The organism is Flavobacterium sp. Leaf82, assembly GCF_001422725.1.
GTDB lineage: Bacteria > Bacteroidota > Bacteroidia > Flavobacteriales > Flavobacteriaceae > Flavobacterium.
The window spans coordinates 1-17,950 of record NZ_LMMA01000008.1 but is presented as its reverse complement, the minus strand read 5'-3'; the positions used below and the strand labels follow the sequence as shown (position 1 = coordinate 17,950).

Here is a 17,950-nt window from a genome sequence, read left to right as displayed (position 1 = left end):
GGTAGTAATCATTATAAACAATAAATATATAATCAAATGCTTTCACTGACAATTATACTATTTTCAATACTTGCTTCTTCATTGCTAATGCGTGAAGTATCACGATTAATAAAATTTCCTCAAGTTATAGGTGAGATATTAGGTGGGCTATTATTAGGGCCAACTGTATTAGCAATCTTTTTTCCGGAAATTTTCGAAAATCATTTCATGCTAAAAGCTAATCAAAAACCGGCTCTTGATGTTGTTTATAATTTGGGATTAATCATATTAATGTTTATTTCAGGAATGGAAACAAAAACAACCTATAAAAGTAAAGAGAGAGCTATAGTTTCTTATTTACTTGCAGGTACTTTAGTAGCTTTTGTTTTGGGTTTCTTTGCTATAAATTTTTATGGATTTCAACAAATTATAGGTGTAAAGGGAGATCTTTTTTCACTAAAACTTGTTTTTGCAATTGCTGTATCCGTAACGTCGATACCGGTTATATCACGAATTTTTTTAGATCTTAACTTGTTGCATACCAGATTTTCGACAACAGTTATCACTACAGCTACAATTCAGGATATGATTTTATGGATTATGCTGGCAACGTTAACAAATAGATTGTCTTCTCTATATTCGAATATTATTCAGGTAGTAATAGTAACACCGTTATTATTATTTGGGATATTATTTGTTTTGCCACGATTATCTGTACTATTAAAAAATAGAAAGACTGTGGTAAATAAGAATTTGTTGTTTTTAATCCTGATACAAAGTTTTTATATAATTGGGGTTATTGTTTATCTTTTTAATACCAATAAAATTTTATCGGCTTTTTTGGCAGGAGTAATTGTAAATAATCTATTTGGAGCTAAACTTACGACATTCAAAAAGCATTTAAAAAAAATTGCATTAAACTCATTTATACCACTTTATTTTGGAATTGTAGGTTACAAACTTAACCTGATACACAATTTTGATCTCTACTATTTTCTTGGATTTTTAGCGATGAGTTCATTCATTAAAATTTTCTGTATCTACGTTTGTTCGACCTTCCTGAAGTTCAATATAAAAACCTCAATGAATTTTTCGATTGCAATGAATACCAGGGGCGGTCCCGGTATAGTGTTGGCAACGATTGCATTTGATGCAGGAATTATTAATGAAATATTCTTTACCACACTGGTTATTACTTCAATTATAACATCATTGATATCAGGATATTGGTTTTATTTTATATCAGAGAAAGAAACTAAAAATAACGAAGTTCCTTTACAAATTACGACTAAATAATTTTATACATATTAAAAAAGTGATTACAAAAAATTTACAATTGAAAACTTTAATTGGTAATACACCTATTATTAAATTAGAGAAAGATGAATTTAATTTATACATAAAACTGGAGCAGTATAATCTATCCGGAAGTGTAAAAGATAGAGCAGTGAATCATATTTTAGAAAAAGGAATTCTTGAAAATAAAATTAATTCAGATACTGTAATTATAGAATCCAGTTCAGGAAATTTTGCCTATTCTGCAGCTCTTCATTGCAAGTATCTCGGAATTAAATTTATTGCGGTAGTAGATTTAAATATTAATACGATTATGTATGAAAAACTTAAATCATTATGCCACGATGTAATTCAAATTACTGAGAAAGACGAAACTGGGGGATACCTGCTTAACAGGATTAAAATTGTAAAAAGTTTAGTAAGCCAGAATGAAAATTATTTCTGGACAAATCAATATGCTAATGTTAATAATTATCTGGCATATTCAGAACTTACAAATGAGATCATTGAAAGCGTTAAGGATGTCGATTACATTTTTGTAGCTGTTAGTACAACAGGAACAATTAAAGGGGTTTCAACCATCATTAAAGCAATAAATAAGAATATTAAAATTATTGCTGTTGATATACGTGGCTCTATGATTTTTTCTACTGAAAAATGCAGCAGGAATATTCCCGGAATTGGAGCCAGTAAAGAATCAGATTTTCTAGAGCTCGGTGATATAGATGACTTCATAATATTAGATGAAAAGGAAATTATTGAAGGCTGTCAGTCTCTTTTAGCAAAAGGTTTTTTCTTGGGAGGATCTTCTGGTGCATGTTATCAGGCAGTTATTAAATATAATGAGCAGTATCCTGAAAAACTTAGCAATAAAAATATCGTTTTTATATCTCCGGATGGTGGTGGTGTATATGTAAACAATATTTACAAGTAAAATTACAGGTATTTAATTTTATAAAAAAGGCTGAAAAAAGATTTTAATTTAAAGTAAGTAAATTAATAAATGAAAGAATTTATAGAAGAATTATTAAATCATGGTATCGAGATATCCATTAAAGGCAGTGATTTATCATTGAAGTATGAAAATGAAAACTTGCCAACTCAGGATCTTATACAATCAATAAAAGAAAAGAAAAAAGATTTGTTAGATTACTTGTCAGGAAACAGATTTATTATTCCTGTCAATAAATCAGAGGAAGGTTATCCTGTTACTTCATCACAATACAGAATGTGGATGCTGAGTCAGTTGGATAATGTGTCTTCGGCTTATAATATTTCTTTTTCGGCCAAAATTTCCGGACCTCTTGAAATTGATGCTTTAATGCAGGCATTTCAAATTTTGGTAAATCGTTATGAAATATTACGGACTTACTTTATGTTTGATCAGCTTACAGAATCGGTTAAGCAATTTGTAGTTTCTTCTGAAGAGTCGAAATTAGATTTTTCGTTCCTAGATTATTCTCTGGATGATAATAAGCAACAAAAAATTCAAGATTATATAGACAAGCAGCATGTTTATACTTTTAATCTGGAAAAACCTTCGTTGTTTAGAATATCTTTAATTCAAACAGAAGAAGAGGTTCATTTGTTTTATATTTCTATGCATCATATAATTAGCGACGGATGGTCGACAAATTTAATGGCATCAGAGGTATTTACTATTTATTTTGATATACTAAATAATTCATTTTCAAATAGATTAATACCTTTTCAATATAAAGATTATGCAGTATGGCTTCAGGAAGAAAAATATGGTAGCAAATATAAAAAAGCACAGGATTTTTGGTTAGGTCAATTTACTACCATACCACCTGTGTTAGAACTCCCATCCTTTAAAAGAAGACCTGAAATTAAAACCTACAATGGTAAATGCCTTCAAAAAGAATTTTCGTTAGAATTTTTTGATAAAATTAGAAATTTTTCTTTAAAATATCATACATCGGTATTTACAGTTTTAGAAGCCGGTGTTAAATCATTATTGTACAGATATTCTAATCAAAATGATATTGTTGTTGGTACTCCCGTAGCAGGAAGAGAGCATCCTGACTTAGAAAATCAATTAGGATTATTTATTAACACGCTTCCCTTAAGAACTGTTTTTGAAGATAGAAACACATTTTCGACTATAATTAAAAAAGAAACTGATTCGTTTTTATCAGCTTATCAACATCAAATTTATCCTTTTGATGAATTGATTAATAATCTTAATTTAAATTATGATCTTTCAAGATCTTTATTGTTTGATGTTTTAGTTGTTTTTCAAAACCAAAATCACATCAAAACGGAAACTAAAAATGTAGCGGAACTTTCTATTGAATTCGAAAAAATTGACAAACAGACATCTCAATTTGATGTTACTTTTTCGTTTAAGGAAGAAGCAGAAAAATTAGCATTGACGATTGAATACAATACTGATATTTATGATGAATTTTTGATAACCAGAATGTTTAATCATTTTGAAAGCCTCGTTAGTTTAGCTATTGAAAATGAAAATACAGCTATTGAAGATCTTGTATTCATAACAGAAAAAGAAAAAATACAGCTTTTATCAGATTTCAACAATACAAAAATCGAGACTGAAAAGGGAAAAGGCAAAACAATTATAAATCTTTTTGAAGAGCAGGCTGCGAAAACACCGGATAATGTCGCAGTTATTTTTGAAAACACGCAATTAACTTACAAAGCAATAAATGAGCTTACAAACCAGTTAGGTCATCATTTGCGATCTGCATATAAAATACAATCTGACGATCTGATTGCTATTAAACTTGATCGAAGCGAGAAAGTATTAATAGCAATATTAGCAGTTCTTAAATCTGGGGCTGCATATGTACCTATCGATCCTGAATATCCAAAGGAAAGAATAGCATATATACAGGATGATCTTAAAGCCAGGATTATAATTGATGAATCATTTTTAGAAGGGTTTACAAATACAAAAGAAAATTATCCCAATACCAATTTAATTCAAATTAATGCACCAGAAAGTCTGGCGTATATCATCTACACTTCTGGAACTACAGGACAGCCCAAAGGTGTGATGATTGAAAATAAAAGTGTAGTGAATTTGGTTTTAGCGCAAACCGAAGAATTTAAATTTAGAGAGAATGAATCTGTTTTGTTATTCTCTAATTATACTTTTGATGCATCTGTAGAACAAATATTTTTGACACTTTTAAACGGGGCTACTTTACATATTACGTCAAAAAGTATTATTGGTGATCATAATACTCTTAAAAATTATCTGCAAGAGAATAAGATTACCCATTTTCATGCTGTACCAAGCATTTTAGAACAGCTTGATTTTGATGATAATTTCTCTTTGAAAAGATTAGTTTCAGGGGGCGATATCTGTACACAAACACTAGCAAACAAATTTAAAAATCAAAAATTTTCTTTTTATAATGAATATGGACCTACAGAAACAACAGTAACATCAATTGAGTTACTTTATTCAGAAGGTAAAATCTCTATAGGGCGCCCAATTGCTAATACCGAAGTTTATATACTGGATCAAAATTTACAATTAGCATCAATTGGAAGTATTGGAAAATTATATATCTCCGGAACAGGATTATCTCGCGGTTACCTCAACAAGCCCGGGTTAACAGCAGAAAAGTTTGTAGTTAATCCGTTTATAGAGAACTCAAAAATGTACGATACAGGCGATTTAGCCAGATGGCTGCCTGATGGTACAATAGAATTTCTTGGTCGAAAAGATTTTCAGGTTAAGGTAAGGGGATATCGTATAGAATTGGGAGAAATCGAAACTCATTTTGCACAATTTAATAGTGGTATCAAAAATGTTATTGCAACTGCTAAGGATGTAGAAGGTAATAAAATATTAATAGCGTATTATACTACAGACAAAACAGAAGCTATAGAGAAGGATTCGATTAGAAAATATTTACTGACGAAGCTTCCGGAATATATGGTACCTGCTTTTTTTGTTGAATTAGAGCATATCCCACTAAATTCGAATGGTAAGGTTGATTATAATGCACTGCCGGATGTTATTGAGAAAGATTTAATAAGAACAGAATTTTTGCTTCCAAGAAATGATACTGAGCAGAAATTAGCAGATATCTGGCAGGAAGTTTTAGTAATAGATAAAATAAGTATTACTGATAATTTTTTCATTATTGGTGGAGATTCTATTCGTGTACTAAAAGTAGTCAACAGGATTAATAAGCATTGGAATATAATGATTTCCGTAAGCGACGTGTATAATAACTATACGATAGAAAAACTGTCGGCATTATTAAATATAGCGCGTTCTGATGATTATAATTTTGCCGGAGACGAAAGAAGAAATATGGTTCTGGACAAGTTCACTAAGTTGAAAGATGAAATTTTACTTTCAGATAAACTTTTTGAAAAGGAAAATATTGAAGATATTTATCCAATGAGTCCTATCGAAACAGGAATGGTGTATACCTCCCTTCGTTACCCTGATCTTACAGGAGTTCATCATCAATCCTTATACCGTCGCGAATTTGATAATTTTAAAATTGAGGTATTTAAAAAAGCTTTAAGTTTATTGATTACAAAGCACAATGTACTTCGTACGGAATATAACGTTAAGGATTTTGGATCTGAAGTTAGAATTATACGCAAACAAATTCCTGCCACGATATCTTATGAGGATATCTCTTCTTTTGATAAAAAACAACAAACAGTTTATTTAGAAAAATATCTGTCTATAGAACTGGAAATACCTTTTGATCTTTATGCTGCGCCATTATGGAGAATGGCAATATTTAAGGAAAATGAGAATTGTTATTCGTTTATTTGGCAGTTTCACCATAGTATTCTTGATGGTTGGAGCAATGCCTCTTTTATTACAGAACTTAACAATACTTATAGTGAGTTAAATAAAAATCCAAATTATATTCCTTCACCCCTGAAATCTGATTATAAAGATTATATCATTCAAAATGATATAGTTCAAAACGACATTACAGTTCAGGAATTTTGGAGAAAAGAACTTTTGGATTATACAAGGCTCGATATTTTTGATGAATTAGGAGAAAACATATACGAAGAATTAACTAATACGCTTGAAAAAAACTATCAGGATCGTTTGAGAGTACTTTCAACCGAATCGGGTATAAGCATAAAAGCTATATCATTGGGTGTTTTTTCTTATTTGTTATGGCTCTTAAATTATGATAATGAAGTTGTGTTGGGACTGGTTGGCAGTAATAGACCAGTTGCAGATGACTCAGAACAGCTATTAGGATGCTTTTTAACGGCAACTCCCTTTAAAATCAATACTCCTTCAAGCGAAGATGCCAAAATAATTGATTTTATTAGAGCCGTTCAGGATAAAATGACTTTGCTTAAAGGACCAGACCAAATGTCTTTGCCTGATATATCTGCTTTGGTGGCAGGAAAAGAGTCAAAAAACACAACTCTTCTTTTTAATGCGGCATTCAATTTTATAGATTTCCATATACTGGAAGATATAGAAATAGATGATTTTCAAGACAAAGAAGAATTAGAAAATATAGAAAAAGGCGCAGCCAAAGCATTTTCGAACTCTTATTTAGATATCGATATTAATACCGGAAATCAGGATTTTAAAGTAAGCTTGCGTCTTACCCGTAGTTTAAAAGGAGATATTTCATTAGCAAAACTTTCCTCTATTTATTTTTCTATACTAAAATCCTTTATTGACTTTCCTCATATTGCAATGAAAGAAATCAAATACATGGATTTAGAAGAATTAAATGTATTGGATAGTTTTAATGATGTAAAGCCTTATTTTGATCTAAACAGGGATATTGTTAGTCTTTTCCGCGAAAAGGTAAAAAAACAAGAAGATAAGATCGCAGTAAAAGACAGTAAAAGACAACTGACCTACAAAGAACTTGATTTATCGAGTAATCGATTATCGAACTACATAATGAATAAGTTTGTTCCGGCACCTGATAATCTTTACGGAGTTATGATGGACAGGTCTGTAACAATGTGTGAAACGATACTGGGTGTTTGGAAATCGGGAACAGCTTATGTTCCAATCGATAAAAATTATCCAATGGAACGTATTTTACAAATTATCACTAATTCTAATTTAAAAGCTTTATTCATTGATTCAGATATTGATGATACTATTGCTGATGAATTGTCTAAAATAATTCCTGTCATTAATGCGGATATTATTATTAAGAATAAAGATATCTATAATGAATACTGTCCAGTATCTATTAGCCTTTCTTCTCTTGCCTATGTAATCTACACTTCGGGATCAACAGGTGTACCAAAAGGGGCTATGCTTGAACATTGGGGAATGCTGAACCATATTGGATCAAAAATAGTAGAGATGGGCATGGATGAAAACAGTATAGTTGCTCAGAATGCCCCCCATACTTTTGATATTTCTGTTTGGCAAATGTTCTCGGCACTTGTTACAGGAGGTACAACGGTTATTTACGACTATAATACTATTTTAGATATACCTAAATTTTGTAATGCTATTCAGGAAGATAAAATTAAAGTTCTGGAACTTGTTCCTTCTTATTTTTCAGAAATGTTATATTATCTTGATAAGTATAGTGACATTCTTCCATTAGAAGATCTGGATATTCTTATTTTAAATGCAGAAACCTTATTTCCTTCAGTAGTTAATCAATGGATAAAATTGTATCCAAATATTCCTATTGTTAATACATACGGAATAACAGAAACATCAGATGATTTATCTCATTTTATTATTAAAGAAAGTATTACATCAGAAACTACGCCTGTAGGGAAACGTCCAATTCAAAATTTAGAAATACATGTTGTAGATCCTTTTTTAAAGAGAGTTCCAATAGGAGTAACCGGTGAAATTATTATAGCAGGACAGGGAGTTGGAAGAGGATATTTAAATGATAAGGAAAGAACCAATAAGGTTTTCCTTCAGGGACCTATAGAAGGACTTACACAGAAAAAAAGAATTTATCGTACAGGTGATTTAGGAAGGTACAGCCATGATGGTACTTTAGAGTTTTTGGGTAGAAAAGATTATCAGATAAAAGTAGGCGGGCACCGTGTTGAGTTACTCGAGATAGAAACAAAACTCAATCTCATTCCGGAAATAAAAGAAGCAATTGTACTTGATTTGAAGAATGAAAAGAAAGAAACCTTTCTGGCGGCCTTTTATACTGTAAAAAATAAAATTACTGAGCAGGAACTTAAAAAAGTACTCAAGAAATTACTGCCGGTATATATGGTGCCAAGTGTTTTTATTGAGCTGGAGAAGTTCTCGCTAAGTTCAAATGGAAAAATTAATCGAAATGAATTAAGAAATTGGAAAATACAAACTTCTGAGAAAAAAGAGACGACTACAAAAAACTATAGTCCTTTAGAGCTAGAGCTGCTTGAAGAATGGAAAGAAGTATTAGGAAGAGATGATATAGATGTCGATGACGATTTTTTTGATTTAGGAGGTGATTCTTTTAAAGCTATCAGATTAGTATCAAAGAGTAAATATGGATTTTCTATCATTGATTTCTATAATAATACTACTATCAAAACGATGGCAGATTTTATAAAAATGAATAAGGTAGTAAGTGATGGAAGTATTTTAATTCATCTTTTAAAAGCTAAAAATGAGCAGGCAGTTTCTGTAATTGGAGTTCCTAATTCTGGAGGAGAACCTATTAATTTTAAAGATCTAGGCATAGAATTAGGGAAAAAAGAAACAGAATTTAATTTCTATTGCGTTGATCTTCCTAGAATAGATCCAAAAGAGAATGAGACTATGGATGTAGCTATAGATAACCTGAGTGAAATATTATATGCTGAAATCAAGAGAAAAGTAAAAGGTCCGCTTATCTTATTTGGTCATTGTAAAGGAAGTGTACTTATAATGAAAACGATAGAACTTCTTCAAAAAGAAGATGCTGTAGACCTGAGAGCTATTTGTATTAGTTCATTTTTTCCAACAGAAAAAGTGATCACATTTGGAAATCAGTCAGACGAAGAGATCGTTAAGTTTTTAACAAGAATAAATGGAAATATTCCTGAAAATGATTCTGACAGGAAAACGTTTTATAGAAATTTCAGGTATGATAGCGATTTTGCCTATTCAGGATTAAATTATTATCTACATGCTGTTCGAAAATCTAATTTTACAAAATTTGGAGTTCCTTTTTATTTTTTAACTGGAACCAAAGATCCTGTCACCAAAGGATACAAAAGAAAATACAAAAGATGGCGTGAATATGCCCAGACAGTAGAATTGATAGAAATAAAAGGAGCAGGTCATTTTCTATTAAGAGACAGCTCAATTGAGCTTGCTGAAATTTTTGAAAGTATCAATAATAAATGTATTAAAGATGAATAAGATAAACTATCCTATAATTTTTACTCACGTCCCAAGAAGTGGAGGTATTACATTGAATGGAATATTCAAAAATAATTTTCCATTGTCACAGCAATTAGAGTTCGAAATAGCAGATTATTATGGTACAACACAAATACCCTTAGCCTTATTTGATAAGATGCCACAGGCAGAAAAAGATAAGTTTTTATTTTTAACAGGACACATCAATTTTGGGCTTCATGAATATTATGAACAGCCTTGTACCTATCTTACTTTTTTTAGAAACCCAATAAGCAGGATTGCATCTTATTACGGAATTATTTCGAATAATGAAAAGCATTATCTCTATAAAACTGTAAACGACAATCGATTAGATATAAATAGTTTTTTAAAATTAAAATTAAGTGCAGAATTTGATAATGCACAAGTGAGACAAATTTCAGGAATAAAAGGAGTTAAACCTGGAAAATGTAATGAAGAAATGCTTGAAAAAGCAATAGATAATTTAGAAAAGTATTATCCTGTATTTGGATTGACTGATAAATATGATGAATCCCTGTTGGTACTTAGTAAATATTATAATTTTCCTACACCTTATTATAGTATACAAAATCAAGGTAGAAATTCTAAAGACATTAAAATTACACAAGAGGTCAAAGACACAATTCGTGAAACCAATCATTTGGACATTAAATTTCATGAATATGCTTTGCGCAGATTTGAGACTTTAACAGCCCAGTATGGAGAAAGTTTTAATGAAGATGTTATCCGATTTAAAAAAAATAACGATTTCTTGAAGAAATTAAAAATCGGGAATTTATCCTTAGGGGTCATGATACGGAACTATTATATTAGAAATAAAATCAAATAACACAAACTGAAAATGAAAAAAATTATTGTAACGATAGGACCAACCACCAGGTCCGAAGAGGTTTTTCGTAAGATCTGCAGTACAGATACGAGTTTTGTTCGTGTAAATATGTCTCATGCAGGACTGGAGGAATTAGAAAGAACGATAGTATTAGCCAAAAAATACGATATACCATTTATATTAGATACAGAAGGCTCTCAAATTCGTACAGGAAATCTTAGTCAGGAAAGTGTTTTTATTGAACAGGGAACTATTGTTAAGCTTTGGAATAAGGAAGTTATTGGAGATCAGAATAATATAAATTTCAAGCCGCATAATGTTGTTGAGAAACTAAAAAGAGGAGATTTGGTCTTTTTAGATTTTAACTCTTTAATGTTACGCATTGATAATCTGGATACCCTGACAAAAGAAGGGTTTATAACTGCAAAAGTGGTAACATCCGGAAGTCTGGGAAGAAATAAATCTGCAGTAATAAATCAAACCGAAAAATCAGATTTTTCACTTTCAATCTTATCAGAAAAAGATATTAGTGCGATTGATTTGGCATTACAGCATGGAGTAGAATATATTGCTGCATCTTTTGTGCACAATGCCCAAGAAGTAGAATATGTACGTGAAAGAACTAAAGGACGTATGCAAATCATTTCGAAAATAGAAACCAGTGATGCATTAAAAAATTTAGATTCCATTATCACAAAGTCTGATGCTATATTGATCGACAGAGGAGATTTAAGTAAAGAAATTCCATTAGAGAAAATTCCGCTTATTCAGAAATTAGTATTAAAAAAGGCAAATGAACTTAATACACCGGCTTTTATAGCGACCAACTTGCTTGAATCAATGATTTTTAATAGTAAACCAACAAGGGCAGAGCTAAATGATGTCATGACATCATTACTTGATGGCGCTTCCGGTTTGGCTTTATGTGCAGAAACAGCAATTGGAAAATACCCGATAGAGGCTATCAACACACTTTCGAAGATGATCAATGAAGCAAGCTCATTAGACGAATTTGTAGGGAAAAGTTTTTGCAATAATGCCTATGAAAAACTGATAACTGATAATTATCTGAACGACGATTACAACTTTAGTTTATTGATTAAACCGCACGGAGGTAAACTGATCAATAAAATTATCGAAACCAATGAGAAATATGTAAATTCTCTGAAAAAAATAAAAATAGATTCATCCAAGCAAATGGATCTCGAGCAGATTGCAGTTGGTGGATATAGCCCTTTAAAAGGTTTCATGAATAAAGCCGACTTTGATAGTGTGCTGGATAATATGACCCTTTCAGATAAAAAAACAGTATGGACAATTCCTATTGTATTGGATATTGATAAAAAAACAGCAGATGAGATTAATGTTGGAGAAACCATTGCATTAGAAGGTGACAGCGGAATAGTTGGTTTAATTAAAGTTGAGGATATTTATGTCTATGACAAGAAAGAAACGCAAGTAAAATGGTTTGGTACCGATGATATTCATCATCCGGGCGTTTTGATGGTCGAAAAAATGGAGAATACCTTTATTGGTGGAGAGATTCATCTTTTAAAACGCAGCGAAAATAAGCTGAAAGAGCATGAGTTAACACCTATGCAGACAAGACGAATTTTTGATGAAAGAGGCTGGAGAAATATTGTTGGGTTTCATACCAGAAACGTTCCTCATCGCGGGCATGAACATGTTCAGTTAGATGCTCTTCAAAAATATGATTGTGATGGTCTTTTTATTCAGCCCGTAACCGGTAAGAAAAAGACAGGCGATTTTTTGTCTGAAATTATTGTTGAAACGTACGAAAAACTAATCAATACTTTTTATCCAAAAGAAAAAGTTTTGTTTGGTGTTTTGGCTACTTATCCCCGATATTCAGGACCGCGTGAAGCAGTTTTTACCGCTATTTGTCGTAAAAACTATGGGTGCAATCATTTTATTGTAGGTAGAGATCATACCGGTGTAGGCAATTATTATCAAAATCTGGCTTCTCATGATATTTTTGAAAAGATTCCGGATATCGGAATAAAAATAATTAAATATTCTGATGTTGCCTATTATCCTGAAAGTAATACACATTCAAGTGAAGATATAAGCGGAAGTCATAAAAAAGATATATCGGCAACTGTTATAAGGGATATGATAAAAAACAAACAGCTTCCTCCAGATTGGCTAATTCGTTCTGAAATCTCTGAAATAATTTTAGAAAAAGAAACAGTTTTTGTTGAAGAAGAATCTAATTCAAAAGTAATTTGGTTTACAGGTCTTTCCGGAGCAGGAAAAACAAGTATAGCAGAATTTCTTCAGACAAAATTAAGGGAAGCAGGCTATACAGTAAAAATAATTGACGGAGATGATGTAAGGGAAAAAACAAAGAGTAAAAACAAATTTACTAAAGATGAAATAAGAGAAAATAATACTCTTATTGCTAATTTATGTGCAGATTACCTTAAAGCGTATGATTATATATTGGTTCCTGTAATTTCTCCGTATTCAGAAATCCGCGAAGAAGTAAAAAACATTATAGGCGAAGAGCAATTTACTCTGTTGTATATTTCAACATCGCTGAATACCTGTATGGAAAGGGATGTAAAAGGACTGTATAAAAAATCTTTAGAAGGTTCTATTACCAACATGATAGGACTTCATGATGAATATCCTTATGAAGAACCTGAAAATATGGATATTTCAGTTAGTACTGAAGGAAAATCGATAGAAGCTGTAGCTAATGAAATTATTTCACTTTTGCTTTTTGATTTAAAAGACCGTAATGTAATATCTGAAGTCCTGTCTTAAAAAAAAGAATTAAATTTATTTTTTTACTATCAACAAAATAAGCTGCGGAAATTTTCTGCAGCTTATTTTGTTTTACAAAATGATCATGCATAATTAAAATTGCAGTTTGTTTTTGTTTTAGTGTGAAAGCATGTTAAAGCAGTTTTCAAATCTCAAAGCATAAAAATAAGAGGCAATTTTGCACATTGCTTTTTTACTATGTTGTAATTTTCATACAAATACCGTAATTTTTACGATAAAACACCGTAACTTTTAAAATGTTTTTGTTCTTATTTTGGCTCCATAGAATAAGTATGATAAAGGATTTAGAGGAGATAACAGCGTATTTAAAATTTATTTAAAATTAAAAAAAACGCTCCTCTTTTGTACTTGCTATTTTATTTACACTGTTGGTAATGGCCAAAATGAGAATTTTAAATTTATGAATAAAGAGGGTGTTTCTAGTACTATTAATGTGGTTTCGAAATATTGGATAAAAAAAACCTTTGGTCGAGAGGATTTACCACATGAGCAGCATGCTGTTTTATCTTTTATGTCTTCGGGTATTGATTTTAGTAATTTAGGTTATTTTCATAAACTTACCGGTAATAATGAGCTTGCACAGTTTACCGTTGTAAGTTCAGTTTATAGTTTTTTATTAAAAAGACTCACTTCAGACTTTGACGGTTTGCCAACACCTTTTAATTTTAATAACTCTTTATAGTTCTCCGGAAAAATTCCATTTAACTCATTTGTGGGAACCGTAATTCCTAAATATTCATATTGACCGTTTGGATACGTTACAGGCNAATATTGAAAAGGTTTTGTACGTAAATTGTTTAAAACGCGGGCATATTTTCATAAACTTACCGGTAATAATGAGCTTGCACAGTTTACCGTTGTAAGTTCAGTTTATAGTTTTTTATTAAAAAGACTCACTTCAGACTTTGACGGTTTTATGGTCTTGGGGTATGGATGTGATTATGCTTCGCTGCTGCTTCTTTTTTCAACCGACCTTAATCCATCTTTTAAGGACTACCTTCAATATTCCAGAAAAGAAGTACTTGAAAGCCTGCAGCACGCCAATCTTTCGGGAAGCTCATTTGCAGGAGGTTTTGAGCATTTGTCCCCTTACCGAATCAATTTTAACTCGCTAGATACATCCTGCAGAGGCATCACCCTGAATGCGGCAATCAGTGCAGGCGGAGATTTGGAACTTCAGTTTTACTATTTGGAAGATTTTGTACATAAAGGACTTGTAGAGCGCCTTGCGGACTGTATGAGGAATTTTATCCTTAATCTCGAAGCCAACGTGCAGTGCATTTTATCAGAATTTCCCTTGCTGTCCCAACATGAAAAACAGCAGGTTTTATACGACTTTAACGACACAGCGATATCTTATCCGACCGATGCCACCATAGTTAGCCTTTTTGAACATCAGGCGGCGAGAATTCCGGATAATATAGCCTTAATATTTAAAAGCACCCAGTTAACTTACAGGGAACTCAACGAGAAAGCCAATCAGCTGGCGCGTTATATTTCCCACACCCATGCTATTGAGACAGGGGATATCGTTGGAGTTCTTTTGCCTAAATCAGCCAATGGTGTTATCTCACTTTTGGCGATAGTCAAGCTGGGCGGGGTTTATCTTCCCATCGATCCTAATTATCCCGCAGAACGAATCGATTACCTGATACAGGACAGCGGACTTAAATTTTTGATCAGCAGCACTTCTTACAGCCATTCTTTTGGATCCGGTGTTCAGGTACTGTTTTTGGAAAACGCAGAGGTTGATTCACAAGAGATTGCCAATATCAATAAAAACATTCATGCCCATGATCTGGCATATGTAATTTATACCTCAGGTTCTACCGGACAGCCCAAAGGAGCCATGATTGCCCACACGAGTAATATAAATATGTCCCTGGACCAGATCCGCAGCTTTGGGATCACCCCAAAAGACAGGATCGTATGGTTTGCCTCAGTGGCTTTTGACGCTTCGATCTCAGAGATCATGATGAGCCTTTACAGCGGGGCGGCATTATGCATTCCCGATGAAGATACCATAAAAGACAAAGATAAATTTACGGTTTTCTTAAAAGAAAGCCACTCCAGCGTAGTGACCTTTCCTCCAAGTTACCTTGGATTGATGACCGGGGATGACCTTTTGGGACTTCGATGTATTATTACGGCAGGAGAACCGGCCAATGCGGCGCATGCACTGTCCATTACCAAGGCAGGCATATCCTATTTCAATGCTTACGGACCTACCGAATGCGCAGTTTGTGTTTCGGTTTATAAAGTAAGTGAAAAAGATGCTGAGAAATCGGCCATTCCCATTGGACGTCCTATAGCCAATACCCAGATTTACATCTTAGACGATTCACTGCAGCCTTTGCCTGTAGGAGTTGCAGGAAAATTATATGTGGGTGGTGCCGGGGTAGGACGCGGTTACCTGAACAAGGAGGCATTAACGCGCGAGAAATTTATTTTCAATCCCTTCAATGCGGATTCCCTGCTTTACGATACCGGAGATTTAGGCTGCTGGCAGGCTGATGGCAATATTGAGTTTTTGGGACGAAAGGACCAACAGGTCAAGATTCGCGGTTACAGGATTGAACTGGGAGAGATTGAAAATACGATATTGCAATACGGTCATGACATTCAGCAATTGGCGGTAGAGGTAAAAGAAAACAACCAGCAGAAAGTACTGGTGGCGTATCTGGTTTGTAAATCAGCTATTGATAAATCAGACCTGAGGGATTTTTTACTGACACGATTACCGGATTATATGGTTCCGGCATTTTATGTATTGCTGGATAAATTACCCCTTACCCCAAATGGCAAAATAGACCGTAAAGCCCTTAATGACATTACGAATGACGATCTTATAAAGAGGCAATACGTGTCTGCGGCCACTGCACTGGAAAAAGAGCTTGTTATTATTTGGGAAGAAGTACTTGGAATAGAGAAAATAGGCACTACTGATAATTTTTTTGAACTGGGAGGCCACAGTCTTTCGATTACCCAAGTTATCAATACCATACATAAGAATCTTGGCAGAACAGTTTCGTTTAAGAACTTTTTTGCAAACCCAACCATATCAGGTATAAGTTTACAATTAGAAGATAGTGGATATGAAAGTATTCCAAAATGTTTATTAACAACTTCGTACCCCTTAACAGCATCCCAAAGCCGATTATGGCTTTTGAGTCAATTAGAGGGAGGATCCCTGGCTTATAATATGCCTGCTGCAGTTAAGTTAGAAGGAATAATTGATGCCATGCTATTTGAGGAATCTTTCAGATTACTGATTGATCGTCATGAAATTTTAAGAACCAGTTTTAAAATAAACCAGCAAGGTGAAATCCGTCAATATATTTTAGAGACTGAACAAACTAATTTTAGGATTGACCAAAAAGATTTGTCAGGTATTGAGAATCCACAAGAGGGGATTTTAAAATATTTACAGCAAAAAAACAATGAGGTTTTCAATCTGGAACAAGGAAATCTTATAAGAGCATCTTTAATTAAGTATAAAGAAAATCAATACGTTTTTTTCCTTTCCCTGCACCATATCATTGGAGATGGCTGGTCGATAGAAATATTAATCTCAGAGATTATACAAATCTACAATTCCCTCAAACAAGGTAAGGAAATTGACTTGGCTAAATTAAGTATTCAGTATAAAGATTATGCTGTATGGCTTAATGATGAGTTAGAAAAGGAAGGACACAAAGTGTCTGAAAAATACTGGTTAGCGCAATTTTCAGGAGAAATTCCAGTACTAAATCTCCCTGGCTTTAAAACACGTCCCTTTGTTCAAACCTACAACGGAAATACAATCAGCCACACTTTTACAAAAGAATTTCTAACAAAGCTAAAGGAGTTTTCACAACAACAGGACCTTACTCTTTTTATGCTTTTAATGAGTGCAGTTAACAGTTTGTTGTTTCGTTACACCGGACAAGATGATATCATTATTGGAACCCCAATAGCAGGAAGGGAACATCCAGAGTTAGAAAACCAGATTGGTTTATACCTTAACACATTGGCCATTCGCAGCCGAATAAATAAAGAAAGTAATTTTGTAGATGTATTAAAATCTCAGAAAAAAACTTTATTAGAAGCATACGATCATCAAAATTACCCCTTTGATGCTTTAGTAGGGAAGCTGAATTTAAAGCGCGATACAAGCCGTTCGGCGTTGTTTGATGTTTTGGTGGTATTACAGAACCAGAGCCAGTTAAACCGCTTTAAACCTCAAGTCCTTTCGGATATTGAGATTAGTGATTATGCATTTAAAAGCGAAAGTTCTCAGCTTGATATAAGTTTTACTTTTGTGGAAACATCGGTATTAAGCCTGAGTATTGAGTACAATACTGATATTTATGATCAGTACCTAATAGAGAGAATCTTTGCCCATTTTGAAAACCTTCTCACTGTATTCATGCAGGATCCGGGCAAGCCAATTCAGCAGGCAGATTACCTGACAGCTGTAGAAAAAGAAGAACTTTTAAATGGCTTCAACAACACGAAGGTAGATTATCCGCAGGATAAAACCATAATCGATTTATTCGAACAACAAGCAGAGGAAACCCCAAATAATATTGCCGTTGTATTCGAAAACAACGAATTAAGCTATAAAGAACTAAACGAAAAAGCCAATCAACTGGCGCATTATTTGCTAAAGTTCGATGATGTGTCCCATAATCTCCGTTTAC

Annotated in this window: 6 protein-coding genes; all 6 read left to right on the top strand. The window is 32.9% G+C overall.

Annotation, left to right across the window (positions count from 1 at the left end; translation table 11 throughout):
- Window positions 1–36: 36 nt before the first annotated feature.
- Window positions 37–1,275: a cation:proton antiporter gene (locus ASF10_RS07595; protein WP_082472397.1), complete on the top strand. Its 1,239-nt coding sequence runs from the start codon at window positions 37–39 to the stop codon at window positions 1,273–1,275.
- Window positions 1,276–1,315: 40 nt separating this feature from the next.
- The gene (locus tag ASF10_RS07590) at window positions 1,316–2,209 is read left to right on the top strand and encodes a pyridoxal-phosphate dependent enzyme (RefSeq protein ID WP_157849051.1); all 894 of its coding nucleotides are present in this window, start codon (window positions 1,316–1,318) and stop codon (window positions 2,207–2,209) included.
- 69 nt (window positions 2,210–2,278) lie between these two features.
- Window positions 2,279–9,607, top strand: a complete 7,329-nt coding sequence (locus ASF10_RS07585) for a non-ribosomal peptide synthetase (RefSeq protein ID WP_056247320.1) — start codon at window positions 2,279–2,281, stop codon at window positions 9,605–9,607.
- On the top strand, window positions 9,600–10,457 hold the full coding sequence (locus tag ASF10_RS07580; RefSeq protein WP_056247318.1) for a hypothetical protein: 858 nt from the start codon (window positions 9,600–9,602) through the stop codon (window positions 10,455–10,457). Before ASF10_RS07585 ends, ASF10_RS07580 begins: the two co-directional genes overlap by 8 nt.
- A 12-nt stretch (window positions 10,458–10,469) precedes the next feature.
- A complete protein-coding gene (sat, locus tag ASF10_RS07575; protein ID WP_056247316.1) occupies window positions 10,470–13,247 on the top strand; it encodes a sulfate adenylyltransferase in 2,778 nt (925 codons plus the stop codon).
- 814 nt (window positions 13,248–14,061) lie between these two features.
- A partial coding sequence (locus ASF10_RS07565) for a non-ribosomal peptide synthetase (RefSeq protein ID WP_117611357.1) occupies window positions 14,062–17,950 on the top strand: 3,889 nt, incomplete at its 3' end.

What these genes read in the sequence shown, in the direction of transcription:
- ASF10_RS07580 (WP_056247318.1), top strand. Translation starts at nt 9,600, where the DNA reads ATGAATAAGATAAACTATCCTATAATTTTTACTCACGTCCCAAGAAGT.
- sat (WP_056247316.1), top strand. Translation starts at nt 10,470, where the DNA reads ATGAAAAAAATTATTGTAACGATAGGACCAACCACCAGGTCCGAAGAG.
- ASF10_RS07595 (WP_082472397.1), top strand. Translation starts at nt 37, where the DNA reads ATGCTTTCACTGACAATTATACTATTTTCAATACTTGCTTCTTCATTG.
- ASF10_RS07585 (WP_056247320.1), top strand. Translation starts at nt 2,279, where the DNA reads ATGAAAGAATTTATAGAAGAATTATTAAATCATGGTATCGAGATATCC.